21 protein-coding genes are annotated in these 20,576 nt (G+C 69.8%); 10 read left to right on the forward strand and 11 right to left on the reverse strand.

The window, feature by feature from the left end:
• Positions 1 to 354: 354 nt before the first annotated feature.
• Complete coding sequence (locus ACFYY8_RS41565) at positions 355 to 549, forward strand: hypothetical protein (protein ID WP_390050601.1); 195 nt, start codon at positions 355 to 357, stop codon at positions 547 to 549.
• A gap of 285 nt (positions 550 to 834) precedes the next feature.
• Here ACFYY8_RS41565 and ACFYY8_RS41570 read toward each other — a convergent pair whose 3' ends face one another.
• Entirely contained in the window at positions 835 to 1,437 is a 603-nt protein-coding gene (locus ACFYY8_RS41570) for a peptidase inhibitor family I36 protein (protein ID WP_390050602.1), read from the reverse strand.
• A gap of 463 nt (positions 1,438 to 1,900) precedes the next feature.
• Between ACFYY8_RS41570 and ACFYY8_RS41575 the strand changes: the two genes are divergently transcribed.
• Positions 1,901 to 2,032: a LysR family transcriptional regulator gene (locus tag ACFYY8_RS41575; protein WP_390050603.1), complete on the forward strand. Its 132-nt coding sequence runs from the start codon at positions 1,901 to 1,903 to the stop codon at positions 2,030 to 2,032.
• A 3-nt stretch (positions 2,033 to 2,035) separates the two neighbouring features.
• On the opposite strand, the gene ACFYY8_RS41580 is transcribed toward ACFYY8_RS41575, so the two are convergent.
• Entirely contained in the window at positions 2,036 to 2,830 is a 795-nt protein-coding gene (locus ACFYY8_RS41580; protein WP_390050604.1) for an ABC transporter permease subunit, read from the reverse strand.
• A 14-nt stretch (positions 2,831 to 2,844) separates the two neighbouring features.
• Positions 2,845 to 3,759, reverse strand: a complete 915-nt coding sequence (locus tag ACFYY8_RS41585; RefSeq protein ID WP_390050605.1) for an ATP-binding cassette domain-containing protein — start codon at positions 3,757 to 3,759, stop codon at positions 2,845 to 2,847.
• Positions 3,760 to 3,856: 97 nt separating this feature from the next.
• Between ACFYY8_RS41585 and ACFYY8_RS41590 the strand changes: the two genes are divergently transcribed.
• From ACFYY8_RS41590 to ACFYY8_RS41615, 6 genes are all read left to right on the forward strand, one after another.
• On the forward strand, positions 3,857 to 5,095 hold the full coding sequence (locus tag ACFYY8_RS41590) for a sensor histidine kinase (RefSeq protein WP_390050606.1): 1,239 nt from the start codon (positions 3,857 to 3,859) through the stop codon (positions 5,093 to 5,095).
• Positions 5,092 to 5,739 carry a response regulator gene (locus tag ACFYY8_RS41595; protein WP_390050607.1) on the forward strand — a complete coding sequence of 216 codons (648 nt, stop codon included), beginning with the start codon at positions 5,092 to 5,094 and terminating at the stop codon, positions 5,737 to 5,739. Before ACFYY8_RS41590 ends, ACFYY8_RS41595 begins: the two co-directional genes overlap by 4 nt.
• A 132-nt stretch (positions 5,740 to 5,871) precedes the next feature.
• Positions 5,872 to 6,228 carry a VOC family protein gene (locus ACFYY8_RS41600; protein ID WP_390050608.1) on the forward strand — a complete coding sequence of 119 codons (357 nt, stop codon included), beginning with the start codon at positions 5,872 to 5,874 and terminating at the stop codon, positions 6,226 to 6,228.
• Positions 6,225 to 6,695, forward strand: a complete 471-nt coding sequence (locus tag ACFYY8_RS41605; protein ID WP_390050609.1) for a pyridoxamine 5'-phosphate oxidase family protein — start codon at positions 6,225 to 6,227, stop codon at positions 6,693 to 6,695. The genes ACFYY8_RS41600 and ACFYY8_RS41605 overlap by 4 nt, the downstream gene beginning before the upstream one ends.
• Before the next feature lie 136 nt (positions 6,696 to 6,831).
• Positions 6,832 to 7,455: a DUF6518 family protein gene (locus tag ACFYY8_RS41610; protein WP_390050610.1), complete on the forward strand. Its 624-nt coding sequence runs from the start codon at positions 6,832 to 6,834 to the stop codon at positions 7,453 to 7,455.
• Between the two features lie 498 nt (positions 7,456 to 7,953).
• The gene (locus ACFYY8_RS41615) at positions 7,954 to 10,281 is read left to right on the forward strand and encodes an ATP-binding cassette domain-containing protein (RefSeq protein ID WP_390050611.1); all 2,328 of its coding nucleotides are present in this window, start codon (positions 7,954 to 7,956) and stop codon (positions 10,279 to 10,281) included.
• Positions 10,282 to 10,372: 91 nt separating this feature from the next.
• On the opposite strand, the gene ACFYY8_RS41620 is transcribed toward ACFYY8_RS41615, so the two are convergent.
• Positions 10,373 to 10,894: a hypothetical protein gene (locus ACFYY8_RS41620; RefSeq protein WP_390050612.1), complete on the reverse strand. Its 522-nt coding sequence runs from the start codon at positions 10,892 to 10,894 to the stop codon at positions 10,373 to 10,375.
• 323 nt (positions 10,895 to 11,217) lie between these two features.
• Here ACFYY8_RS41620 and ACFYY8_RS41625 point away from each other — a divergent pair, with 323 nt between their 5' ends.
• Positions 11,218 to 11,802, forward strand: a complete 585-nt coding sequence (locus ACFYY8_RS41625) for an ArsR/SmtB family transcription factor (RefSeq protein WP_390050613.1) — start codon at positions 11,218 to 11,220, stop codon at positions 11,800 to 11,802.
• On the forward strand, positions 11,799 to 12,986 hold the full coding sequence (locus tag ACFYY8_RS41630; protein WP_390050614.1) for an MFS transporter: 1,188 nt from the start codon (positions 11,799 to 11,801) through the stop codon (positions 12,984 to 12,986). Before ACFYY8_RS41625 ends, ACFYY8_RS41630 begins: the two co-directional genes overlap by 4 nt.
• Before the next feature lie 90 nt (positions 12,987 to 13,076).
• Here ACFYY8_RS41630 and ACFYY8_RS41635 read toward each other — a convergent pair whose 3' ends face one another.
• The 7 genes from ACFYY8_RS41635 to ACFYY8_RS41665 all read right to left on the reverse strand — a co-directional run.
• Positions 13,077 to 13,895, reverse strand: a complete 819-nt coding sequence (locus ACFYY8_RS41635; protein ID WP_390050615.1) for a S1 family peptidase — start codon at positions 13,893 to 13,895, stop codon at positions 13,077 to 13,079.
• Positions 13,896 to 14,007: 112 nt separating this feature from the next.
• Entirely contained in the window at positions 14,008 to 15,123 is a 1,116-nt protein-coding gene (locus ACFYY8_RS41640) for a 50S ribosomal protein L11 methyltransferase (protein WP_390050616.1), read from the reverse strand.
• A 4-nt stretch (positions 15,124 to 15,127) separates the two neighbouring features.
• Entirely contained in the window at positions 15,128 to 16,288 is a 1,161-nt protein-coding gene (locus tag ACFYY8_RS41645) for a cytochrome P450 (protein WP_390050617.1), read from the reverse strand.
• The gene (locus ACFYY8_RS41650) at positions 16,269 to 18,035 is read right to left on the reverse strand and encodes an amino acid adenylation domain-containing protein (RefSeq protein WP_390050618.1); all 1,767 of its coding nucleotides are present in this window, start codon (positions 18,033 to 18,035) and stop codon (positions 16,269 to 16,271) included. The genes ACFYY8_RS41645 and ACFYY8_RS41650 overlap by 20 nt, the downstream gene beginning before the upstream one ends.
• Entirely contained in the window at positions 18,032 to 18,775 is a 744-nt protein-coding gene (locus ACFYY8_RS41655; protein ID WP_390050619.1) for a thioesterase II family protein, read from the reverse strand. The genes ACFYY8_RS41650 and ACFYY8_RS41655 overlap by 4 nt, the downstream gene beginning before the upstream one ends.
• 11 nt (positions 18,776 to 18,786) lie before the next feature.
• The gene (locus tag ACFYY8_RS41660; protein ID WP_390050620.1) at positions 18,787 to 20,202 is read right to left on the reverse strand and encodes a condensation domain-containing protein; all 1,416 of its coding nucleotides are present in this window, start codon (positions 20,200 to 20,202) and stop codon (positions 18,787 to 18,789) included.
• A partial coding sequence (locus ACFYY8_RS41665; RefSeq protein ID WP_390050621.1) for a phosphopantetheine-binding protein occupies positions 20,192 to 20,576 on the reverse strand: 385 nt, incomplete at its 5' end. The genes ACFYY8_RS41660 and ACFYY8_RS41665, both read right to left, overlap by 11 nt.

Raw genomic sequence — 20,576 nt, forward strand, 5'->3', positions numbered from 1 at the left:
GTTCAGGGAAAGCGCGTAGCCGACCCCGGAGGAACCGGGGCCGCCGGGATGCAGCAGCAGAGAGCCGATCCTGGCCGCGGGGTCGGTGGCCTTGAGCCTGGCCACGGCCAGGTCGATCGTCGGCCCGCCCGGGTCGTTCCAGTCCACCGGCACGGCGAGCTTGCCGCACTCGCCAAAGGGGTATCGCGGGCACGGTGTCCAGGTGATCGCCGCAGCAGGCGCCGCTGAAGCCGCTGGAGCCGCAGGCGTGGCCTCGGCGGACACAAGGGGGGACAACATCGTAAGAGCCGTCAGAACGACGGCGAACAGTGAAACGGTTCTACGCACGCGATCTCCAATCACAGGCGTATGCCGATGTCCTCGACGCCACGATTCTTGACCGGTCAATATCGCGCGTTCGTCCGCGAGCGGTTGGGCGTGGTGTACGACACGTCCTGGGCCTCGCGGATCGCCGAGGAAGCGACCCGCGAGGCGGCGCACGACTCAGCCGACCTGATCAATCCTCACAATCGGCTGTTCCACCGCTACGCGGCACTCACGCCGCGCTGACCGGCGCCGAAGCCGTTCGTCGAACCGTCGGTCGGCGGCCTCACCGCGCACCGGGCAGCCGGCCCGCCGGAGGCTATCCGGCGGGCAGGCAATGCCGAAAGGGAACGTCAGTAACCGAATTCTAATAATTTTCTACGCAGTCGGCCGTCGAATACGCTGCGTTATCCGATCGTCTCGGCCGACCTACCGCGGAAGGCCTGTGATCTGTGCCCGATAGAGTGAGGAAGCCCTCCGCCTCCACCGGAAACCGGCCAAGCTCAATCGCGGCGGCCGTACTCGATCAGCTCACGGCTGATTGGCCGGCCCAGAGACGGAACCCCCCGGTGCTGTCGGTGTGGTCGCGGTAGGAGGAGATCCTGTCGTCGGCGAACCATCCGACGCCGCACGTTGTCCGGCCCAGATACAGGGCCCCCCGGGACTGGTGGTGTAGTCGTGGTACGAGGAGATCCTGTCATTGGCGGACGATCCGACGTTGTCCACCCAGCCATACCCGTTGATGCCTATCAGGCCGGCACCCCCGAAGTCCGCATGCTGGTAGAAACATATGGAATAGTGGGTGCGGTTCCAGATGGAACTCGTCATATCGTTGATGAAGGCGCCGACGTTGGCGTTGTTGGGCCCCGCCGCGTTGCTGTAACGCCCTCTGCCGTAAGTGTCGGAATAAAGACACACATAACCCTCGGGACACGCGTCCCAGTCCATCAGCTTCGCCTCTGCCGGTATCGCGGTGACCAAAGTGGCCACCGCGCACACCGCCATCACGACGGCCAGGCTCCTTCGCTTTCTCACTCGCCTCACTCCCTCGTCGGTCTCGGTGTCACAGCCGGCGAAGCTCTCGTTCTTCGCCCGCATCGCACAGTCCGTCAGGCCGATGACGGCGTGTGTCACACGACTGCTCCCGCCTTTTCACCGTTGACTTCCTGTTCGCGCCGCCTGCCGGGCGGGCCACCGGCCGACAGGCCGACGACTCTCCGTTGATCCGTTTTTCCTTACACGCCTCTCTCATTTTCCGGGCGAACCAGAATTCAGCTTGTCAACTTATGGACAGGACGCCGTTGATGGTTTCTCTAATTCTTTTCGACACTCAGGGGCGGTTCATGAACTCCTCTGGTCGAGAGCGTTTCGAAACGGCCCTGACGGCCAGGAGGAGAAATCCAAAACCTCCGCTCGGCGATTCTGTCCGGGCACAGATTGATCACGATCCCGATCGGGTGGCACGGAATGCATCGGCCTGATTGGTCTACATGTCATCCCAGGACGGAGCGGAGATCAACGACCAATCGGCGTATGTCTGACAGGCCGTGCCTGTCGATCCTGTCCACGTCTGTCAACGCGCTGGAATCATGAGGGCGTGGAGCTCCGCCGGCTTGAATACGCCATCGCGGTCGCCGAGGAACCGCACTTCGGAAAGGCCGCCGCCCGGATGCACGTCACCCAGCAATCGGTCAGCGAGCAGATCCTCCGGCTGGAAAAGGAGAACTGAGGATCAGCGGACGTCGCGGCGGCGCAGTACGAGGTAGCCGCCCCCGAGGGAGAGGACGACCCACAGCACGAGAACGCCCATCCCCGTCCAGGGGCCGAGGTCGCGGCCGAACCTCGGATCGCCCGGCGGGCCGGTGAGGTGCATGATCACCGCAGCCGCCTGGTCGGGGAGATACTGGGTCACGGTCTTGAGGCCGGGGATGTTCCCGAGCCCCTGCGAACCGAGGAACAGCAGCGGCATCAGGATCGCCAGCGGCCCCGCCGAACCACGCAGCATCGTCGCGACCCCCATGGCGAACACGCAGATCAGCGCCAGGTACAGCCACGCCCCGACGACCGCCTGCGGCACCCCCGCCGCGCCGAACGAGGTGCGGTACGGCCCCAGTCCCGCCTGTGCGGCGACGAAGGCGGCCGCCACCGAAAGCGCCGAGACGCCCAGGGCCGTCAGCAGCCCGGCCAGCACCTTGCCCGTGTAGAACAGGCCGCGCCGCGGCACCGCCGTCAGCGAGGCCGTGATCGTCCCCGAGGTGTACTCGCCACCGACCAGCAGCACGCCGAACACCACCAGGGGAAGCTGACTCAGCGTGAGGCCGTAGAAGGTGATGAACAACGGGTCGAACCTGCTCTGCATCTCGCTCGACATGCGGGTGAAGCCGTTGGCGGTGCTCGCCCCGACGAGATATGCGAGGACGGCGCTGAGCACGAGCGTCAGCGGCAGGACGAGGACCGTCGAACGCAGCGACCAGATCTTGGCCCACTCCGCGGCCACGGCCGCCCGGATCGCCGTCGTCCTGGACATCCCCGTCATGGCACTCACCGCCGCCCGGCTTCGGTTTGGGCACCGGCTTCGGCACCGGTGAGCCTCATGAAGGCCTCCTCAAGGGAGGGCGACTGCGTGCTGACCTCATGCAACGTCACGCCGTTGGCGGCGGCCAGCTCGCCGAGCCTGGCGGCCTCGACGTCGTGGACCTCAAGGGAGCCGTCCTCGGCCGTCCCCGCCTGGATCCCGGCCATGGCCAGCGCCTCGCGCATCCGCCCCGGCTCCGGGGTGCGCAGCCGTACGTGGGAGCGGGCGTTGTCCTCGACGAACCGCCGCACGGTCGTGTCGGCGAGCAACCGGCCCCCGCCGATGACCACCAGCCGCTCGGCGGTCAGGGCCGTCTCCCCCATCAGGTGGCTGGAGAAGAAGACCGTCCTGCCCTCCGCGGCCAGGGTCCTCAGCATGCCCCTGATCCACAGGACCCCCTCGGGGTCCAGCCCGTTGACCGGCTCGTCCAGCAGCAGCACCGGCGGGTCACCGAGCAGGGCGGCGGCGATGCCGAGCCGCTGGGTCATGCCGAGGGAGAGGGAGCCCGCCCGCTGACGCGCCGCGTCGGTGAGCCCGACCGTCTCCAGGACCTCCCCGACCCGCTCCCGGGGGACGCGGTTGGTCCGGGCCAGCCACAGCAGGTGGTCGAAGGCTGTGCGGCCCGGGTGCACGGCCGGCGGCGACAGCATGACCCCCACCCTCCGCAGCGGCTCGGGGAGCCGCCGGTAGGGCACGCCGTCGAAGAGGACCCGCCCCGCGCAGGGATGGTCGAGGCCCAGCATCAGCCTCATCGTGGTGCTCTTGCCCGCGCCGTTGCGGCCCAGGAATCCGGTGACATGACCGGGCTCGACCGTGAAGGACAGGTCGTCGATGACCGCCCTGCCCCGGCGTCGTTTCGTGAGATTCCGTACTTCGATCACCCGTTCAGGCTAGGAACGGGGCAGGTCAGGCACAGTCCTCGAAAGTCTCCGGTTCCGACGACGAAAGTCGCGCACGACCACGCATAGCCTGCTGGGCATGGGCCGACACCTCATCGCCGCCGCCGTGGTCGTCGTGGACACCGTGCTGTTCCTCTCCGCGCACCGATCCTGGGCCGTCGTGGCGTACGCCCTGGCGACGGTGCTGGTGGTCGTGCTGCGCACGCGGAACCCGGTGGCCGCCTTCGTCGCGGCCCTGGCGCTCGCCTCACTGACCGGCGGCTCCTACATCCTGCTGCTGTGGAGCGCCTACCAGGCCGGACAGGAGATCCTCTCCCGCCCCGGCGTGGCGGTGGTCGCCGGTGCCGGCGCGGGCGGCCTCGCCGTACGGCTCGCGGCGGGGCCGTTGACCCCGCAGGCGGTCGGCACCCTGCTGTCCACCTACCTCGTGTTCGTGGCGCTGCCGCTGCTCGTCGGTCTCTATCTCGCACAACACCGGCGGCTGGTCGCGGCCCTCGACCAGAGCAACCGGCAACTGCGGCTGCGGCGGGACCTCCTGGCCGAACAGGAACGGCTGCGCGAACGCCTGCGGATCGCCAGGGACATGCACGACTCCCTGGGCCACCGGCTCAGCCTGGTCTCCGTACAGGCCGCCGCCCTTGAGGTCTCCGCGCTGCCCGTACGGCACAGACAGGCCGTCGGGCAGCTGGCCGAATCCGCGCGGGCCGCCATGCACGAGCTGCACGAACTGGTCGGGGCGCTACGCGGCGAGGAGGAGCCGTCCAGATCGCCGGCGGTCGAGGCGATCGGCACCGTGACCGAGGAGTTCCGCCGGGCGGGCGTCCCGGTGACGTTGCGGGAACGGGGGCAGCCGCGTCCCCTGTCCTTCGCGGCGGGACAGGCCGCCTACCGGGTGGTCGAGGAGGGGCTGACCAACGCGGCCAAACACGCCCCGCACCAGCCGGTCACCGTGAACGTCGACTGGGAGTCGGACGCCCTGCTGCTCACGGTCGTCAACCCTCTGCCGAAGCGGTCGGAGACCGAGGCCGGGCGGAACGGTCTTTTGGGCCTCGGGGCCTCGGGTCTTGGGGACGGAGGCCACGGTCTCGCGGGGCTCGCCGAGCGGGTACGGCCCGCCGGTGGGGTCCTGGACCACCGGCTGTCCGACGACGGCTTCCGGCTCTTCGCCATGCTCCCCGTCACGCCTCTGGAGGACGATCCCGTCGTAGACGACCTGCCCGCCGTGGGACGGGTCCGTACGGTCGCCCTCGGCGCCGCCGTCGCGGTCCTGATGTTCGTGACACTGCCCGCGAGCCTGCTGCTGGGGGTGGTCAGGTGATCAGGGTCCTGGTGGCCGACGACGAACCGCTGATCACGGCGGGCATCCGCACGGTGCTGGAGTCGGCGGCCGACATCGAGGTCGTGGCCGAGGCGGCCAACGGCAGGGCCGCCGTCGAGGCGGCGCTCGGGCACCGCGTCGACGTCGCGTTGATCGACGTCAACATGCCAGTGCTTGACGGCCTGAGCGCGATCGAGGAGTTGCGCGGGCTGGTGCCCACCCTGCGGACGCTGGTGCTGACGTCGTTCGGCACGGAGCCGAACGTGGTGCGGGCGCTGCGGGGCGGCGCGGCCGGGTTCGTGCTCAAGAGCTGCGCGCCGGACGAGCTGATCCGCGCCGTCAGGGCCGCCTACGGCGGCGACGCCTACCTGTCTCCCCCGGTCACCCGGCTGGTCCTGGGCATGGTCACCCCCGCCGAGGTGGACCGCAGAAGGGAGGCCGCCGAACTGCTCGGCACGCTGACCCCCCGTGAGGACGAGGTCCTGCGGCTGCTGGCCGAGGGCATGTCGAACGCCGAGATCGGCCGTGGGCTGACGATGAGCGAGGCGTCCGTCAAAACCTACGTGAGCCGGATCCTGACCAAGCTCAACTGCTCCAACCGCGTCCAGGCCGCCCTACTGGTCAGAGACGCGGGCCACCGCTGATTCCGGGGTGCTTCAGGGGCCGGTCAGAATCGGAGAAGCGCCGGCGTGTGGGACACAGATAGCGTGGTCATCGTGAACGGGGATTTACCCCCGACACATCACCAGATATACGCATTTGATCCAGGAGCGACCATGGCTGACTCTTCCCACCAGGGCATCAGGACCGTGCTGCATCCCGTCTCCGACCTGGCGGCGGCCAAGGCCGTCTACACCGCCCTGCTCGGGGCGGAGCCGCAGGCCGACTCCCCCTACTACGTCGGCTTCGACGTCGAGGGCCAGCACATCGGGCTGGTGCCGACCGGCGGACCGCAGAGCCCGGACTCTCCGGTGGCCTACTGGCACGTGGCCGACATCGAGGCGAAGCTGGCCGAGGTGACCGCCGCCGGAGCCACCGTGAAGGAGGCCGCGCACGACGTCGGCGGCGGCCGTCTGGTGGCCACCTTCACCGACCTCGACGGCAACGTCCTCGGCCTCCTCCAGGACAAGTGAGCGACGCGCCGGCGATGAACGACGCGCCCCGCTCCCGTGTCCAGCGGCGTCACGACGCCGAGCACCGACTCGCCCATGACGTCGACCTCTGGGTGGCCAGCGCCTCGGCGGACGGCGTGCCGTACATGGTGCCGCTGTCCTTCGACTGGGACGGCGAGGCACTGCTGCTGTCCACCCCGGCCGACAGCCCGACCGGCAGGAACCTGACCGCCACCCGGACCGTCAGGCTCGGGCTCGGTCACACCCGCGACGTGACCATGATCGAGGGCACGGTCGAGGTCCTTGAGATGGACGCGCTGCCCCCGGAACAGGGCGACCACTTCGCCGCCCGCACCGGCTTCGACCCGCGTGAATCAGCCGGGTCGTACCGCTGGTTCCGTGTCTCACCACGCCACATCCAGGCCTGGCGCGAGGTGGAGGAACTACGGGAACGCGACCTGATGCGCGACGGCCGCTGGCTGGTCTGACCCTTGAGGGGGACAGGGGTGGGCGCCCGCGCCTTCGGCCGGGATCGGGGCTGAGCGGTGCGGAACTGATATGCCTGCTTGTCGGTATAGTTGCGATTTGTCGGTATCCCGTTAGGGAGACAGGGGGATCTTCCTGATGGGCAGCCGCTTCGGCCCGGTAGCAAAGCTCAGCGGTTCGTGGGCATCCGCGCTGCTGGCGGGTCTGGGACTCGGTGTTGTCACCAATCTGGCCCAGGGCTGGCTTCCGGGCGCCTGGAACCAGGTCGCCAACTCCGGTGCCGTCTGGTGTGTCCCGGCGTTCGTCGTCGGCGCCCTGCTTGCCGGCTGGGCGTCAGCGCGGTCGGCCGCCACCGCCGGCCTGTGTGCCTCGATCGGTCTGGTCGTTGGGTATTACGGGTACGCGGAGTTCGGCCGTGACGGCATGGGCAGCCTCACCTATCCGCTGCTCTGGCTCGCGATGGCGGTCATCAGCGGCCCGCTGTTCGGCGTGGCCGGGCTGTGGTGGCGGAACGGACGTACCGTACGTCACCGTGTCATCGGCCTCGCCGCGCTGGGAGGCGTCTTCGGGATGGAGAGCATCATGTATGCCTTCGTTCTGCACTACGCCCCGCAGGCGTGGGCCTGCCTGGCCGTCCTCGTCCTCGCACCGCTGCTGATGGCGCGTCGGCGAGAGCGGACGCCGACCCTGCTGACGGCCCTGGTCCTCTCGGCGCTGGCGTACCTGGCCATCGACTTGCCCCTTCAATACGTGACGGCGTGAAGCGGACCGCGGACCCGGACCCCGGTAAGCCAGGTCACGTCGGTCGACCACGCGCTTCGTTTGGCCGGTTCCCTCATCCCCGTTCGGGACGCCGCCGCTGATCGACGGCCGCCCGGCCCGCGGGGCTTGGTCCTCATCACCCCGGCCCGCCCACGGCCGTGCCCGTCGAGGGGGCGAGACCCCGGCCCGTGGGAAAATTTGTGCGAAAACCTGGGGGAAAGAAGCTCGCATTGTGCTCGAATCCCTCCGGATCGGGCTAGGGTCTGTTTCCGGGTCTCTCCCCCTTGCCATGATCGTTCGGACGACGCCCTGTGGCGTTGTCACCTCACCCCGCGTGGACCGCGAACATCGCGTGAATCCCGCGGACGCGCCCAACAACCGCCATGAGCTCGTCCCGTGGCGTGTCCGTCCGGACGGTTCCGGCTGCGGCGGAGATCCCCGACAACCCAGGCGACGCCGACGGAAGACCGCGAAAGCGGTTCCCAGACGGATGGAGAGATGTTGAGCAAGGCCATCAGAACGGACACGCAGTCGCCCGCATCACACACCGCCGACAGTCATGACCTGATCCGCGTGCAGGGTGCGCGGGAGAACAACCTCAAGGACGTCAGCGTCGAGATCCCCAAGCGGCGGCTGACGGTCTTCACCGGCGTCTCCGGCTCGGGCAAGAGCTCGCTGGTGTTCGGCACGATCGCCGCGGAGTCCCAGCGGTTGATCAACGAGACCTACAGCGCCTTCGTTCAGGGCTTCATGCCCACGCTGGCCCGGCCCGAGGTCGACCTCCTCGAAGGGCTGACCACGGCGATCATCGTCGACCAGGAGCGGATGGGCGCCAACTCCCGTTCCACCGTCGGCACCGCGACCGACGCCAACGCGATGCTGCGGATCGTCTTCAGCAGGCTGGGTGAGCCGAGCGCCGGGCCGTCGTTCCACTACAGCTTCAACCTGCCCGCCGGGGCCTGTCCTCGCTGTGAGGGCATGGGCAAGGTGACCGACATCGACCTGACCCAGCTCTTCGACGCGAGCAAGTCGCTCAACGAGGGCGCGATCACCATCCCCGGCTACACCCCGGACGGCTGGCTGGTGCGGGTCTTCACCTCCTCCGGCTTCATGGACCCGGACAAGCCCATCCGCGACTACAGCGAGACCGAGCTGCACGACTTCCTGTACCGCGAGCAGACCAAGGTGAAGGTCGAAAGCATGAACCTCACCTACGAGGGGCTGATCCCCAAGGTCCAGAAGTCGTTCCTGGCCAAGGACAAGGAGGCGTTGCAGCCGCACATCCGGGCGTTCGTCGACCGGGCGGTCACCTTCACCGCCTGCCCCGAGTGCGGAGGCAGCCGACTCAACGAGGCCGCCCGCTCCTCGCGGATCAAGGGCGTCAACATCGCCGACGCCTGCGCGATGCAGATCAGCGACCTGGCCAAGTGGGTGCGCGGCATCGACGATCCCTCGGTCGGGCCGCTGCTGGCCACGTTGCAGCAGACCCTCGACTCGTTCGTGGAGATCGGGCTCGGTTACCTCTCCCTCGACCGACCCTCGGGCACGCTGTCGGGCGGTGAGGCGCAGCGCACCAAGATGATCCGTCACCTCGGTTCCTCGCTGACCGACGTCACCTACGTCTTCGACGAGCCGACGACCGGTCTGCACCCCCACGACATCCAGCGGATGAACGGCCTGCTTCTGCGGCTGCGCGACAAGGGCAACACCGTGCTCGTCGTCGAGCACAAGCCGGAGGCGATCGCGATCGCCGACCACGTCGTGGACCTCGGTCCCGGCGCCGGTACGGCGGGCGGCACCGTCTGCTTCGAGGGCACCGTGGAGGAGCTGCGGGCCAGCGGTACCCTCACCGGCCGTCACCTCGACGACCGCGCCGCCCTCAAGGAGAAGGTGCGCACGCCGAAGGGCGCCCTGGAGATCCGGGGCGCCACCTCGCACAACCTGCGCGAGGTGGACGTGGACATCCCGCTCGGGGTGCTTGTCGTGGTCACCGGTGTCGCCGGGTCGGGCAAGAGTTCTCTGGTGCACGGGTCGATCCCGGCGGGCGCGGGCGTGGTCTCGATCGACCAGGGCGCGATCCGGGGGTCGCGGCGGAGCAACCCGGCCACCTACACCGGACTGCTCGACCCGATCCGCAAGGCGTTCGCCAAGGCCAACGGCGTCAAGCCCGCGCTGTTCAGCGCCAACTCCGAGGGCGCCTGCCCCAACTGCAACGGTGCCGGTGTCATCTACACCGACCTGGCGATGATGGCCGGGGTGGCGACCGTCTGCGAGGAGTGCGAGGGCAAGCGCTTCCAGGCGTCGGTGCTCGACCACCACTTCGGCGGGCGGGACATCAGCCAGGTGCTCGCGATGTCGGTGAGCGAGGCCGAGGAGTTCTTCGGCTCGGGTGAGGCGCGCACTCCCGCCGCGCACGCCATCCTCAAGCGGCTCGTCGACGTCGGGCTCGGCTACATCAGCCTGGGTCAGCCGCTCACCACGCTGTCCGGCGGCGAGCGGCAGCGTCTCAAGCTGGCCACCCACATGGCGGAGAAGGGCGGCGTCTACGTCCTCGACGAGCCGACGACCGGTCTGCACCTCGCCGACGTGGAGCAGCTGCTCGGTCTGCTCGACCGGCTCGTCGAGTCCGGCAAGTCGGTCATCGTCATCGAGCACCACCAGGCCGTGATGGCGCACGCCGACTGGATCATCGACCTCGGTCCCGGTGCCGGTCACGACGGCGGCAGGATCGTCTTCCAGGGCACGCCCGCCGAGCTGGTGGCCGCCCGCTCCACCCTCACCGGGGAGCACCTGGCGGCGTACGTCGGGGCCCACGCGGAGTCCTGAGCGAAGGCCTGACGTGAAGCGCCGGGCGTCGTCACCGCGACGCCCGGCGCGATCGTGCCCTTGAGGTCGCCTCGGCCTCAAGGAGTCGGGGTCATGAGCACTTGGCCACCTGGCAGATCTTGGCGAGCATTGTCTGGGCGTCCTTCGTCTGGTGTGCGAAATCTGTCTTGTCGGGGGCTCCCCACTCCCCGGACCTGGCGTAGACGACCAGCGCGTTGCCGCGCCGCGTCAGGACCACCCGTTCGCCGCCGACCTTGGCCTTGCCTCCCTGGTAGAGCTGTCCGGTCACGGCCAGCCCCTCGTCGCCGAGGGGCAGAGGACTGCCGGAGTACCGGTAGGCGGTCTGCGACGTCTGGATCGCGGGGCAGCGGACCAGGGCCTTGCGCACGTCGGCCAGGGCCTGGGAGGCGGCCTTCGCCGACTGGTAGAGGATGACCTGCTCGGAGCGCTGGTCGGAGACCGCGACGTAGGTGACCGTACGGGCCGCGATCCTGCCCGCGGCGGCGGGTGAGCCGACGTAGCAGGGGTTCACCGCGAGCTTGGCGTCCTTGGCCTGGCTGACCGACCACATGCCGTTCACGCTCTTCTGCTCCGCGGCCTTCTCGTACAGCAAGAACCCTGGCGGAATCGCCCCCGCGGAGGCGGATGAGGACGCGAACGCGAGGGCGGGAGTCATGACAGTCGCCATGACAACAGCGAGGGTGAAGGTTGTCAGGATCTTCATGGAAGGTGAGACGTATGAGACCCCTGGGATGGTTCGCCCGATCTGTCATCAGACCGATCGAGCATGGGTCGCGCACCGGACCGCAGGCCACGACGGGTCGACCGACTGTCACACGACAGTCACTCTCATGACGGACAGGTGACGGCGCGTCAACCGCTCACGCATTCTAAAGAATTCTTGCGAAAGGGTTCTTGTCTCATCATAATGGCGCCATGGACGAGCACCCCGCCATCACCGATCCACGCGCACTGCGTGCTCTGGCACATCCCATCAGGCTCGCGTTGCTCGAAGCTCTCGGAGTGCTGGGCACGGCCACCGCGACACGGTGCGCGGAGGTGACCGGAGAGAGCGTCGCGAGCTGCTCGTTCCATCTGCGCACCCTCGCCGAGTACGGCTTCATCGAACGGGCCCCCTCCCATACCAGGGAGAAGCCATGGCGGCTGGCCAAGCCCGTCCAGTCGATCGCGTCCACGGCGGAGACCACCCCGACGGGAAACGCCCTCGCGGAGGTGTTCCTCGAAAAAGAGTTCGCGCGCCTGCGTGCCTGGCGTGGGCGCATGGAATCAGAGCCCGAGGAGTGGAAGAACGCGAGCCTGGTTCTGGGCGCCACGCTCTGGATGACCCCGACGGAGCTGTCGGAGTTCAGGGAGTTCCTCAGGTCGATGGTCATGGGATACCTCGACCGGGTCGAGAAGGCCGAGCTGCGGCCCGAGGGCGCGCGCCCGGTGAGACTGTTCATGGCCAGCAGCGCCGAGCACTACCCGGAGCCCGCCGACGACGCGGCGACCCAGGCATGAGCGCGCTGGGCGACTCACGCTTCCGCAGGCTCCTGGCCGGTCAGTCGCTCAGCACCTTCGGCGACAGCGCGCTCTACCTGTCGCTGGGCATCTGGGCCAAGGACCTGACCGGCCAGAACGCGGCGGCGGGAGTGGTCTTCCTCTGCCTGTCCCTGCCGGTGGTCCTCACCCCGTTCGCGGGCCACATCGTCGACCGATTACGCCGCAAGCCGCTGCTCATCGGGGTCAACATCGTCGCCGGCCTCGGCGTGCTCGCCCTGCTGCGGGTGCACACGGTGGCCGATCTGTGGATCATCTACGCGGTCGCCCTCGGGTACGGCCTCTCCTTCATCCTGTTGCGCCCGGCCCAGGTGGGGCTGGTCAAGGAGATCCTCTCCGGTGAGGACCTCGCGGGCGCGAACGCCGCCATCCGGACGGTCGGCGAGGGCATCCGGCTGTTCAGCCCGCTGGCCGGAGCCGCCGTCTACACCGCGGTCGGCGGCCCCATGCTCGCCGTGATCGACTCGATCACCTTCGCCGTCGCGGTCGTCATCCTTCTCACCCTGCGCGTCGAGGAGTCCGCCCCGACCCCGCCCCAGGAGCGCGAGCCGTTCCGGCGGGAGATCATGGCGGGGTTCCGGCAGATCGCGAGCACTCCCCTGGTGGCCTTCACCACGGTCGCCGTCGCCGCGAGCTTCGCGGTGGTCGGGTTGCTGGACACGGTCGACTTCGCGGTCATCGAGTACGGCCTGGGGCGCCCCGCCTCCTTCTTCGGCGTGCTGATGTCGGTCCAGGGCGCGGGCGGGATCTGTGGCGGCCTGGTCGTCGCCGCGCTGATCCGCAGGTACGGCGAGGCCAGGTCGGTCGGCGCGGGTCTGCTGACGGTCGCCGTGGGTACGGCGCTGCTGACCACGACGAGCCTGCCGGTGGTCGTCGCGGGGTTCGCGATGATCGGCTGCGGGGTGCCCTGGCTGGTGGTCGGCTACACGACGGCGTGGCAGCGTTCGACACCGCAGCAGGTCCTCGGCAGGGTGGCCGCCGCGGCCGACCTGGCCACGGTCGGGCCGCAGACGCTCTCCATCGCACTCGGCGCCGCGCTCATCGCGTCGGTCGACTACCGCGTCCTGCTGGGCGTCTGCTGCGCGGTCCTGACCCTTTCGGGGGCCGTGCTCCTGCGCAGGGCCCCCAAGCTCGTCACCGCCTGACGAGTCGCCGCCTGACGAGCCGCCGCCTGGCCGGCCGCGGGCCGGACTCCCACGGCCGGCTGAGGACGGCCCTCACCACGGCTCCGGGCGTCAGCCGTACTTCTTGATGGTCCCGCTGATCCAGTCCGCGTAGGCGGGGACGTTGACGTAGAGGCCGGGGCCCTCCGCGCAGGACGGGCTGGCGGCGCCGGGGCCCGAGGTGACGCCGATGAGCTCCCAGCGGCCGGTACGGCCCCGCCGGATCTGTGGTGAGCCGGAGTCGCCGTTGCAGGCCATGGCGTCACGCACCTGACTGACCGTGCACAGGCGCCTGCCCGAGGCGTAGCCGGGGCCGCACTCGGAGACGGCGCCCCTGCGGGTGTCGAGTTCCTGGAGCCGTTCGGCCATCTTCCACTTGGCCGGGTCCTTGCTGAACACGGTGGTGCCGAAGCCGATGATCCTGGTCGGGGTGCCGGGACGGCCGGGCTGTTCGGCGATCCTGACGGGTTTCTGGGTGACCGGGCGGTCCAGGCGGATCAGTGCGATGTCGTCGCGGTTGGGGCCGCCCTTGAGGTTCTGCCGGAACCCGGGATGGATCACCTTCTTCGAGATGGCGCGGACGGTGCCCCCCGAGGTGCGGTTCTCGCTGCCGACCCGGACGGTTCCCGCGGGGATGGAGCCGATCTCCGTGTTGAGGCAGTGGGCCGCGGTCACCACCCATCTCGGGTGGATCAGCGCCGCTCCGCACTGGCCGTCCTTGAGGCCCTGGGCGGGGACCGAGATCGGGACGGACGCCATGAACGGGTAGGACTCGGTGGAGTCCTTGCCGTTGATGATCGCTCCGGCACTGCCGGCCGTGGCGGCGAGGCAGGCCGTACCGGCGACGACGACGATGGCGAGACGCGACGCCACCCGGCGGGGTGATTGCATGCCAAACAAAAGGGTCAGCCCTTCAGTGGGAATTAATACTGAATAAGGCTATTTATCCGCTTTTGTCGGGAAAATCCTGTCAGCATGTGGACGTACGGTAGGGACAGCCCCCTCAGCCGGGCAGGGTGAGCGTCACCAGGGCCGGGAGCACCTCGCGGATCCGGCGTTCGCGCAGATGGTCGACCAGCCGGGCGGCCCCGGCGGCGCCGTCCGCCATGAGACAGCCGGGGTCGAGTCTGCCCCTGGTGACGGCGGCGGCGGAGACAGCCAGCGGGGAACGGCGCAGCTCGGCCACCTGGACGTCCTGTTCCTCCGGCAGCCAGCCCCGCACCAGCTCCGGCACCGAGGGACCGCCCTCGGGCACCTCGACGATCAGCAGCACGCGGGCCGTACCCCCCGGGCGGAGCACGCCGGGCATCGCGGCGGCCACGAACCCGAGGGCGTGCTCGGCGCTCATCCAGCCGACCTCGGCCTCGGCGTGGTGGTTGGGACCGGTCGGGCTGTTGAACACCAGGTGGTCGGCCAGGTCACCGACCGCCAGCCCGGAGCGCAGGTCCGCGGCCAGGAAGTCGGTCTTCTCCCCCGGCCCGATGTCGAGCCCGTTGACCAGGGCGTTCACCTGGGAGTACGCGACCGCCCTCGGATTGAGGTCGACACCGACGACCGAGGAACAGCCCTCCCGCAACGCCAGGGCCAGGATCCCGCAGCCGCACCCGACGTCCAGGAGCCTGCCCTCGACGGGACCCAGGTTGTCCAGCAGTTCGAAACTCGACGCGTGCGGCGGCATGACCAGCGTGGACCGGCCGGCCATGGTGACCGAGGCGTCGCCCCTGAACAGCTGGTCGGACAGTAGGTACATGGAACGGCAGGGCGAGACGGAGACCTCCGACGTCACCGCCCCGTCCCGCTCCGCGACCAGTTCGAGCCCCGCGAGCAGCCCGCGCAGCCCGGTGGGCACCACCTTCGTGTAGACCTTCCCGGGCACCGCGCCGTTGCGCACGAAGAGCTGCGCCAGGACGCCCGCCGGGCTCGTCAGCAGCTCGGGGACCCGCTCCGCGGAGCAGACGGCGTAGAAGGCCGTGTTGCTCAGCAGGTCCGTCGGGTCCTCGGCGGACAGGGCGGCGACCGTCGCCTCCTCGGTGAACCCCACCTCGCGCAGTGCCCCGCCGAGGGAGCGCAGAGCCTGGACGCCGCGTGCCCGCGCCACCTGGGCGCCCGGTTGCCACACGACGTCACCTGCGGTGCAGACGGACCGGGAAGGAGTCCAGCCCGAAGTTGATGATGGAGGAGTTGTACTCGGGCTCGCCGAGCGGTTCGACCTCCGCCACCAGCCTGGACAGCTCCGTGAACAGCACCCGCAGCTCGGTCCTGGCCAGCGGCCCCCCGATGCAGTAGTGCTCTCCCCAGCCGAAGGCGATGTGCCGGTTGGGGTGCCGGTTGAGGTCGAGGCGGTGCGGTTCCTCGAAGACGGCGGTGTCCCGGTTGGCCCCCGGCGTCCACACCACGACCCGGTCGCCCGCCTTGATCCGCTGCCCGGCCAGCTCCGTGTCCGTCTTGGCCGTGCGCAGCACGTGCAGTCCGACGGAGGTCCACCGCAGCAGTTCCTCGGTGGCGAGCTTCGGGTCGGCCTTGCCGTCCAGCTCCCGCCAGGCGTCGGTGTCGCGCACCAGGGAGAGCATCGCCATCGCGGCCGTGTGCCGTACGGTCTGGATGCCGCCCACGATGATGTTGTCGCAGTTCAGCACGACCTCGTCGAGTTCGAGGTTGGCGGCGAGCGCGCTGATGACGTCGTCCCCCGGGGCGGCCTTGCGCTCCATCGCGAGCTGCAGCAGGTACGGCAGCAGCCGCTGGTGCGCGGCACGCCGCTCGGCCGGGTTGCGGCCGAGGAACGCCTGGTCGCACATCGCCACGATCTCGTCGCGGTCGTCGTCCGGGATGCCCATGAGGTCGCACATCACGGTGAGCGGGACGACCGCCCCGATGTCCTTGACGAAGTCGATCTTCTCCCTGACCAGCAGCCGTTCGATGACGCCCTCGGTCAGGTCGCGGATGCGCTCCTCAAGGCGGTTGGCGCGCTTGGCGGAGAAGAACGGCATGACCGGATCCCGGTAGGCGCGGTGCTTCGGCGGGTCGCTCAGCGCCATCATCCGCCCGGCCCCGGCGGGGGGACCGTACCCGGTGCCCAGCAGCGAACCGCCCTGGGAACTGTAGGTCTTGGCGTCGCCGAGGACCGCGAGCGACTCCCGGTGGGTGAGCACCGCCCACAGGGGACCCTCCTGGCCCGACTCGTGCCGCTGGACGGCGCCTTCACCCCGGATCTCGTCGAGGATCGCGTACGCGTCGTCCCTGGCCCAGAATCCGGCGTCGGTGAGGTCATAGGTGTCCAGCAGCATTGGGATTCCTTTCCGCTGTCTGGTCCGGCTCTGCTGACTCGGCCGGTCTTCCGGCGAGTTCGTGGTCGACGCGGGCGGCCAGTTCCCGCAGGGTCGGGTGGTCGAACACGGCCCGCACCGGCAGCTCGACCTCGAACCGCTCCAGCACCTCCGCCGTGACCTGCGGCGCGAGCAGCGAGTAGCCGCCGACGGTGAAGAAGTCGTCGTCCGGTCCCACCTGCTCGCAGCCGATGACCTGGCACCAGATCTCCCCGAGCACACGTTCCGTCTCGGTGCTGAACGCGACCGGCTCGACACCCCGGTCACGGGCGTCGGGGGCGTCCGGGGTGGGCAGCCGCAGCCGGTCGATCTTGCCCGTCGAGGTCAGCGGCATCTCGTCGAGCACGACGTAGGCCGCCGGGATCATGTACGTGGGCAGCGACCTGGTCAGCCGCCGGTGCAGCGCGGCGACGTCGATCACCGCGTCGGGACGCGGCTGGACGTACGCGGCCGGGCGCAGCGTCTCCGGGCTGTCGCCGTAGGTCCTCACGGCGGCCTGGGCCACCGCCGGGTCGCGGTAGAGCGCCGCCTCGATCTCCCCCAGCTCGACCCGCGCGCCCCTGATCTTGACCTGGTCGTCGATCCTGCCTGAGAAGACCAGCCCTCCGTCAGCCGTACGGCGGGCCAGGTCGCCGGTGCGGTAGGTCTGCTCGGGCAGGAAGACCTGGCGTGTCTCCTCAGGCCGGTTGAGGTAGCCGTGAGCGAGGAACCCGCTGCGGACGCGGATCTCCCCGATCTCCCCGTCCGGCACCGGCCGTCCGTCCTCGTCCGTCAGCAGGATCTCCCGCCCGGGGATGGGCCTGCCCAGCGGGATCGGATCGACGGCGTCCTGCGGCACCTGCTGCGAGGTGGCGAGGATGCACTCGGTCGGCCCGTAGAAGTTGTGCACGGCCGCCTTGGGGAAGGCGTCGCGGGCGGCCAGCACGAGCTCGGCGTGGAGTGACTCGCCGAACAGGCTCAACGTCCGCACGCTGCCGACCGGCGCCGATCCCGCCGCGGCGTCCAGCAGGTGACGGCACAGGCTCGGCACGGTCTGCAGGTGCGTCACCTCGTGCTCGACGATCCACCGGTGGATCCTGGCCGGGTCGCCCTTGACCTCCCCCGGCGGGATGACCAGCGCGGCCCCGCCGTGCACCGCCGTCATGATCTCGACGTAGGCGGCGTCGTAGGCGAGCCTGGCCCACTGGAGCATCCGCGTGCCCTGACGCGTGTCGAGTTCGGTCGAGAGCCAGCGGGTCAGCTGGTCGAGGTTGCCGGTGCGCTGCGCGATGCCCTTGGGGGTGCCGGTGGAGCCCGAGGTGTAGACGACGTACTCGGTGTCCTGCGGTACGGACGTCTCCCTCACCTCGCCCGTCGCCCGCCGTACGACCGTGGCCTCGTCCCCCTCCACCTGCACCAGCGCCGTGGGGAAGGGGTCGGCGCCCGCGGGGGCGAGCACCGCGACCGGGGAGCAGTCCGCCACGATCGCCATCTGCCGCTCAAGCGGCTGGTCGGCGGTCAGCCAGGCGAACGGGGTGCGCGCCCGACGGGCGGCCAGCAGCGCCGCGACCGCGTCGGGGCCGTCGGGAACGGTGATCACCAGCACGTCACCGGGCCGCAGCCCGGCGCGGACCAGCGCCGCGCTGTACCGCGCGGCCCGCCGCTCAAGTCCTTGGTGGGTCAGCGTGCCCGACTCGGTGATGACGGCGGGGGCCTCGGCGCGGTTCATGCCACACCCGCCGAGGTGTTCAGGAAGTCGGCGACCGTCCGCGCCAGCACGGCTCCAGCCGCCTGGACCACCAGGTGGCCTCCTTCGAGGACCCGCATGCTGTACGGCCCCGTCGTGCCGCGCGCCCAGCCCGTCATCTCCTCACCGCTCACGGTCGGGTCGTCGGTGCCGACCAGTCCGAGCACCGGGCAGTCGAGCAGCGGCTCCCACCGGTGCAGGTAGTCCTGGCACAGGTTGAGGTCGGCGCTCACGACAGAAAGGATGAGATCCCGCAGGTCAGGGTGGTTGAGTACCTCGGTCACCGTGTCGTCGATGGAGGTCAGGAAGGTCACCACGTCCTGCGTTCCCGTCGGCCCGGGTGGGCCGTTCCACAGGTGGGGCGGCAGCAGCGCGGCCAGCACGCACGCGACGGGCGGGTTCTCCGGCGACAGCTCCCTGGCCACGTTGTAGGCGACGAGCGCGCCCATGCTCTGGCCCAGCAGGGCGTACCTCCCGGTGGCGAACGGCCGCATCGCCGCGCTCACCCAGGCGACCAGCTCGTTCACGTCCGCGGCGTGCGGCGCGGTGAACCGCCCGCCCCTGCCGGGCATCCGTACGGCCCACACCTCGATCTCGGGGGGCAGTTCCCTGGCGAGATCGGCGAAGGCGGGCGCGTCCCCACCGGCGTGCGGGAAGCAGAACAGCCGGGTCTCCGCGTTCGGCCTGGGCACCGGCACCCAGAACCAGTCGGTCACCAACATCGGCGCCGTCATCACATTCCCCCGTTCTCCGTGGTGTCCGCGCCTGCTCCACTCCGGGTGCCCTCGTGCGTGACGCGGCGCGGGGAGACGTCGAGCTTCGAAAGCGGCAGGTCGGGATCGGCCACGACCTGGGCGAGCAAGGACTGGTAGCCGGCGAGGAGGTTCTCGGCCGAGCTCTCGTCGAACAGATCCGTGCGGTAGCACAGCAGCGTCTCGACGGTCTCCGCGGCGGTGTCGAGCACGTGCAGCTCCAGGTCGAGTCTGGTGACCTGCTGCCGCACCCCGTCCCACTCCTCGACCTCGATGTCGTGCCAGCGGGCCGGCTGCGCGCGGTGCGGCGTGCGCAGCAGCTGGAACCCCACCTGGACCAGTGGGTTGCACGTGGGGTCACGCGGGACACCGAGGTGGTCGACCAGCATGTCGAAGGGGAGCGAGTCGTGTTCGAGCGCGTCGAGCGTGGCCGATCCCACCTGGGCCACCGCCTGCCGGAAGGACGGATCTCCCGACAGGTCGCCACGCAACGGGACGGTGTTGACGAAGAACCCGACGGTCGCGTGGAACTCCGGCCGTGACCGCCCCGCGACGGGGACGGCCAGGACGACGTCGTGCACCCCGGTCCAACGGGCCAGCAGCATCATGAAGGCCGTGACGGTCGTGACGAACATCGTGCTGCGCAGCTCGGCGGTCAGCCTGCGCAGCCGTACGGCCAGCGGCGGCGGCACCGCGTCCGGCAGCTCACCGCCCGCGAACGTCTGCGAGACCGAACGCGGCCGGTCCGTCGGCAGACGCAGTACGGCGGGCGCCCCGAGCAGCCGTTCCCGCCAGTGGGCGAACTCCCGCTCCAGGTACTCACCACCCAGCAGGCCGCTCTGCCAGGCGGCGTAGTCGGAGTAACCGGCCTGCGGAACGGGCAGCTCGATCTCCTCGCCGTTCGCGTACGCCGCGTACAGCTCCCCGATCTCGGCCGTGACGATCTGCACCGACCACGCGTCGATCACGATGTGGTGCATCTCCAGCAGCAGGATGTGCCGCTGTTCGCCCAGCCTCAGCAGGTTCGCCCGCACCGGGGCGGCGGCGGCCAGGTTGAAGGGCCGCGCCACCTGCGCGGCGGCGAACTCGGCGGCGTCCCCGCCTTGGGAGGCCAGATCGACGTACGGCAGCGGCACCTCACCCGGAGGTTCGATCCGCGCCCCGGGACGGCCCCGCTCGGCGGGGAAACTCGTGCGCAGGGCGTCGTGCCTGGCGACCACCTCGGTCAGCGCGCGCCGCAGGGCGTCGACGTCGAGGGCGCCGCGCAGCTCGTAGCCCAGGCACACGTTGTACTGCGTCGATTCCGGGTCGAACTGCTGCAGGAACCAGAGCCGGTGCTGCGCGGGAGACAGGGGAAGACGGCCGGTCTCCGCCGCGCTCCTGTACTCAGTGCTCATCGGGGGACGCTGCCGTATCGGGGGCCGTGAGTTCCGTACCGGCGGGGAGCCGCTCACCGACCCAGGTGACGAAGGCCGCGAAGTCCTCGGTCTCGTACAGGTCGCGGAGCGTCAGCTCGACCTTCAACCGGTCACGCACCAGGAACAGCAGCCGTACGGCCGCCAGCGAGTGCCCGCCCAGCGTGAAGAAGTTGTCCGCCGAGACCACGGTGGGAACCCCCAGGACCTCTTTCCAGATACCGGTGAGGGTGTCGTGTAGGGGGCTGGTTCGCTGTTCGGTGGTGGTGTCGTTGGTCGGTAGGGGGGTGAGGGTGTGGGGTGGGGGCAGGGCGTTGCGGTCGGTCTTGCCGTTGTGGGTGGTGGGCAGGTGGGGC

Source organism: Streptosporangium sp. NPDC001559, from assembly GCF_042893955.1.
Taxonomy (GTDB): domain Bacteria; phylum Actinomycetota; class Actinomycetes; order Streptosporangiales; family Streptosporangiaceae; genus Streptosporangium.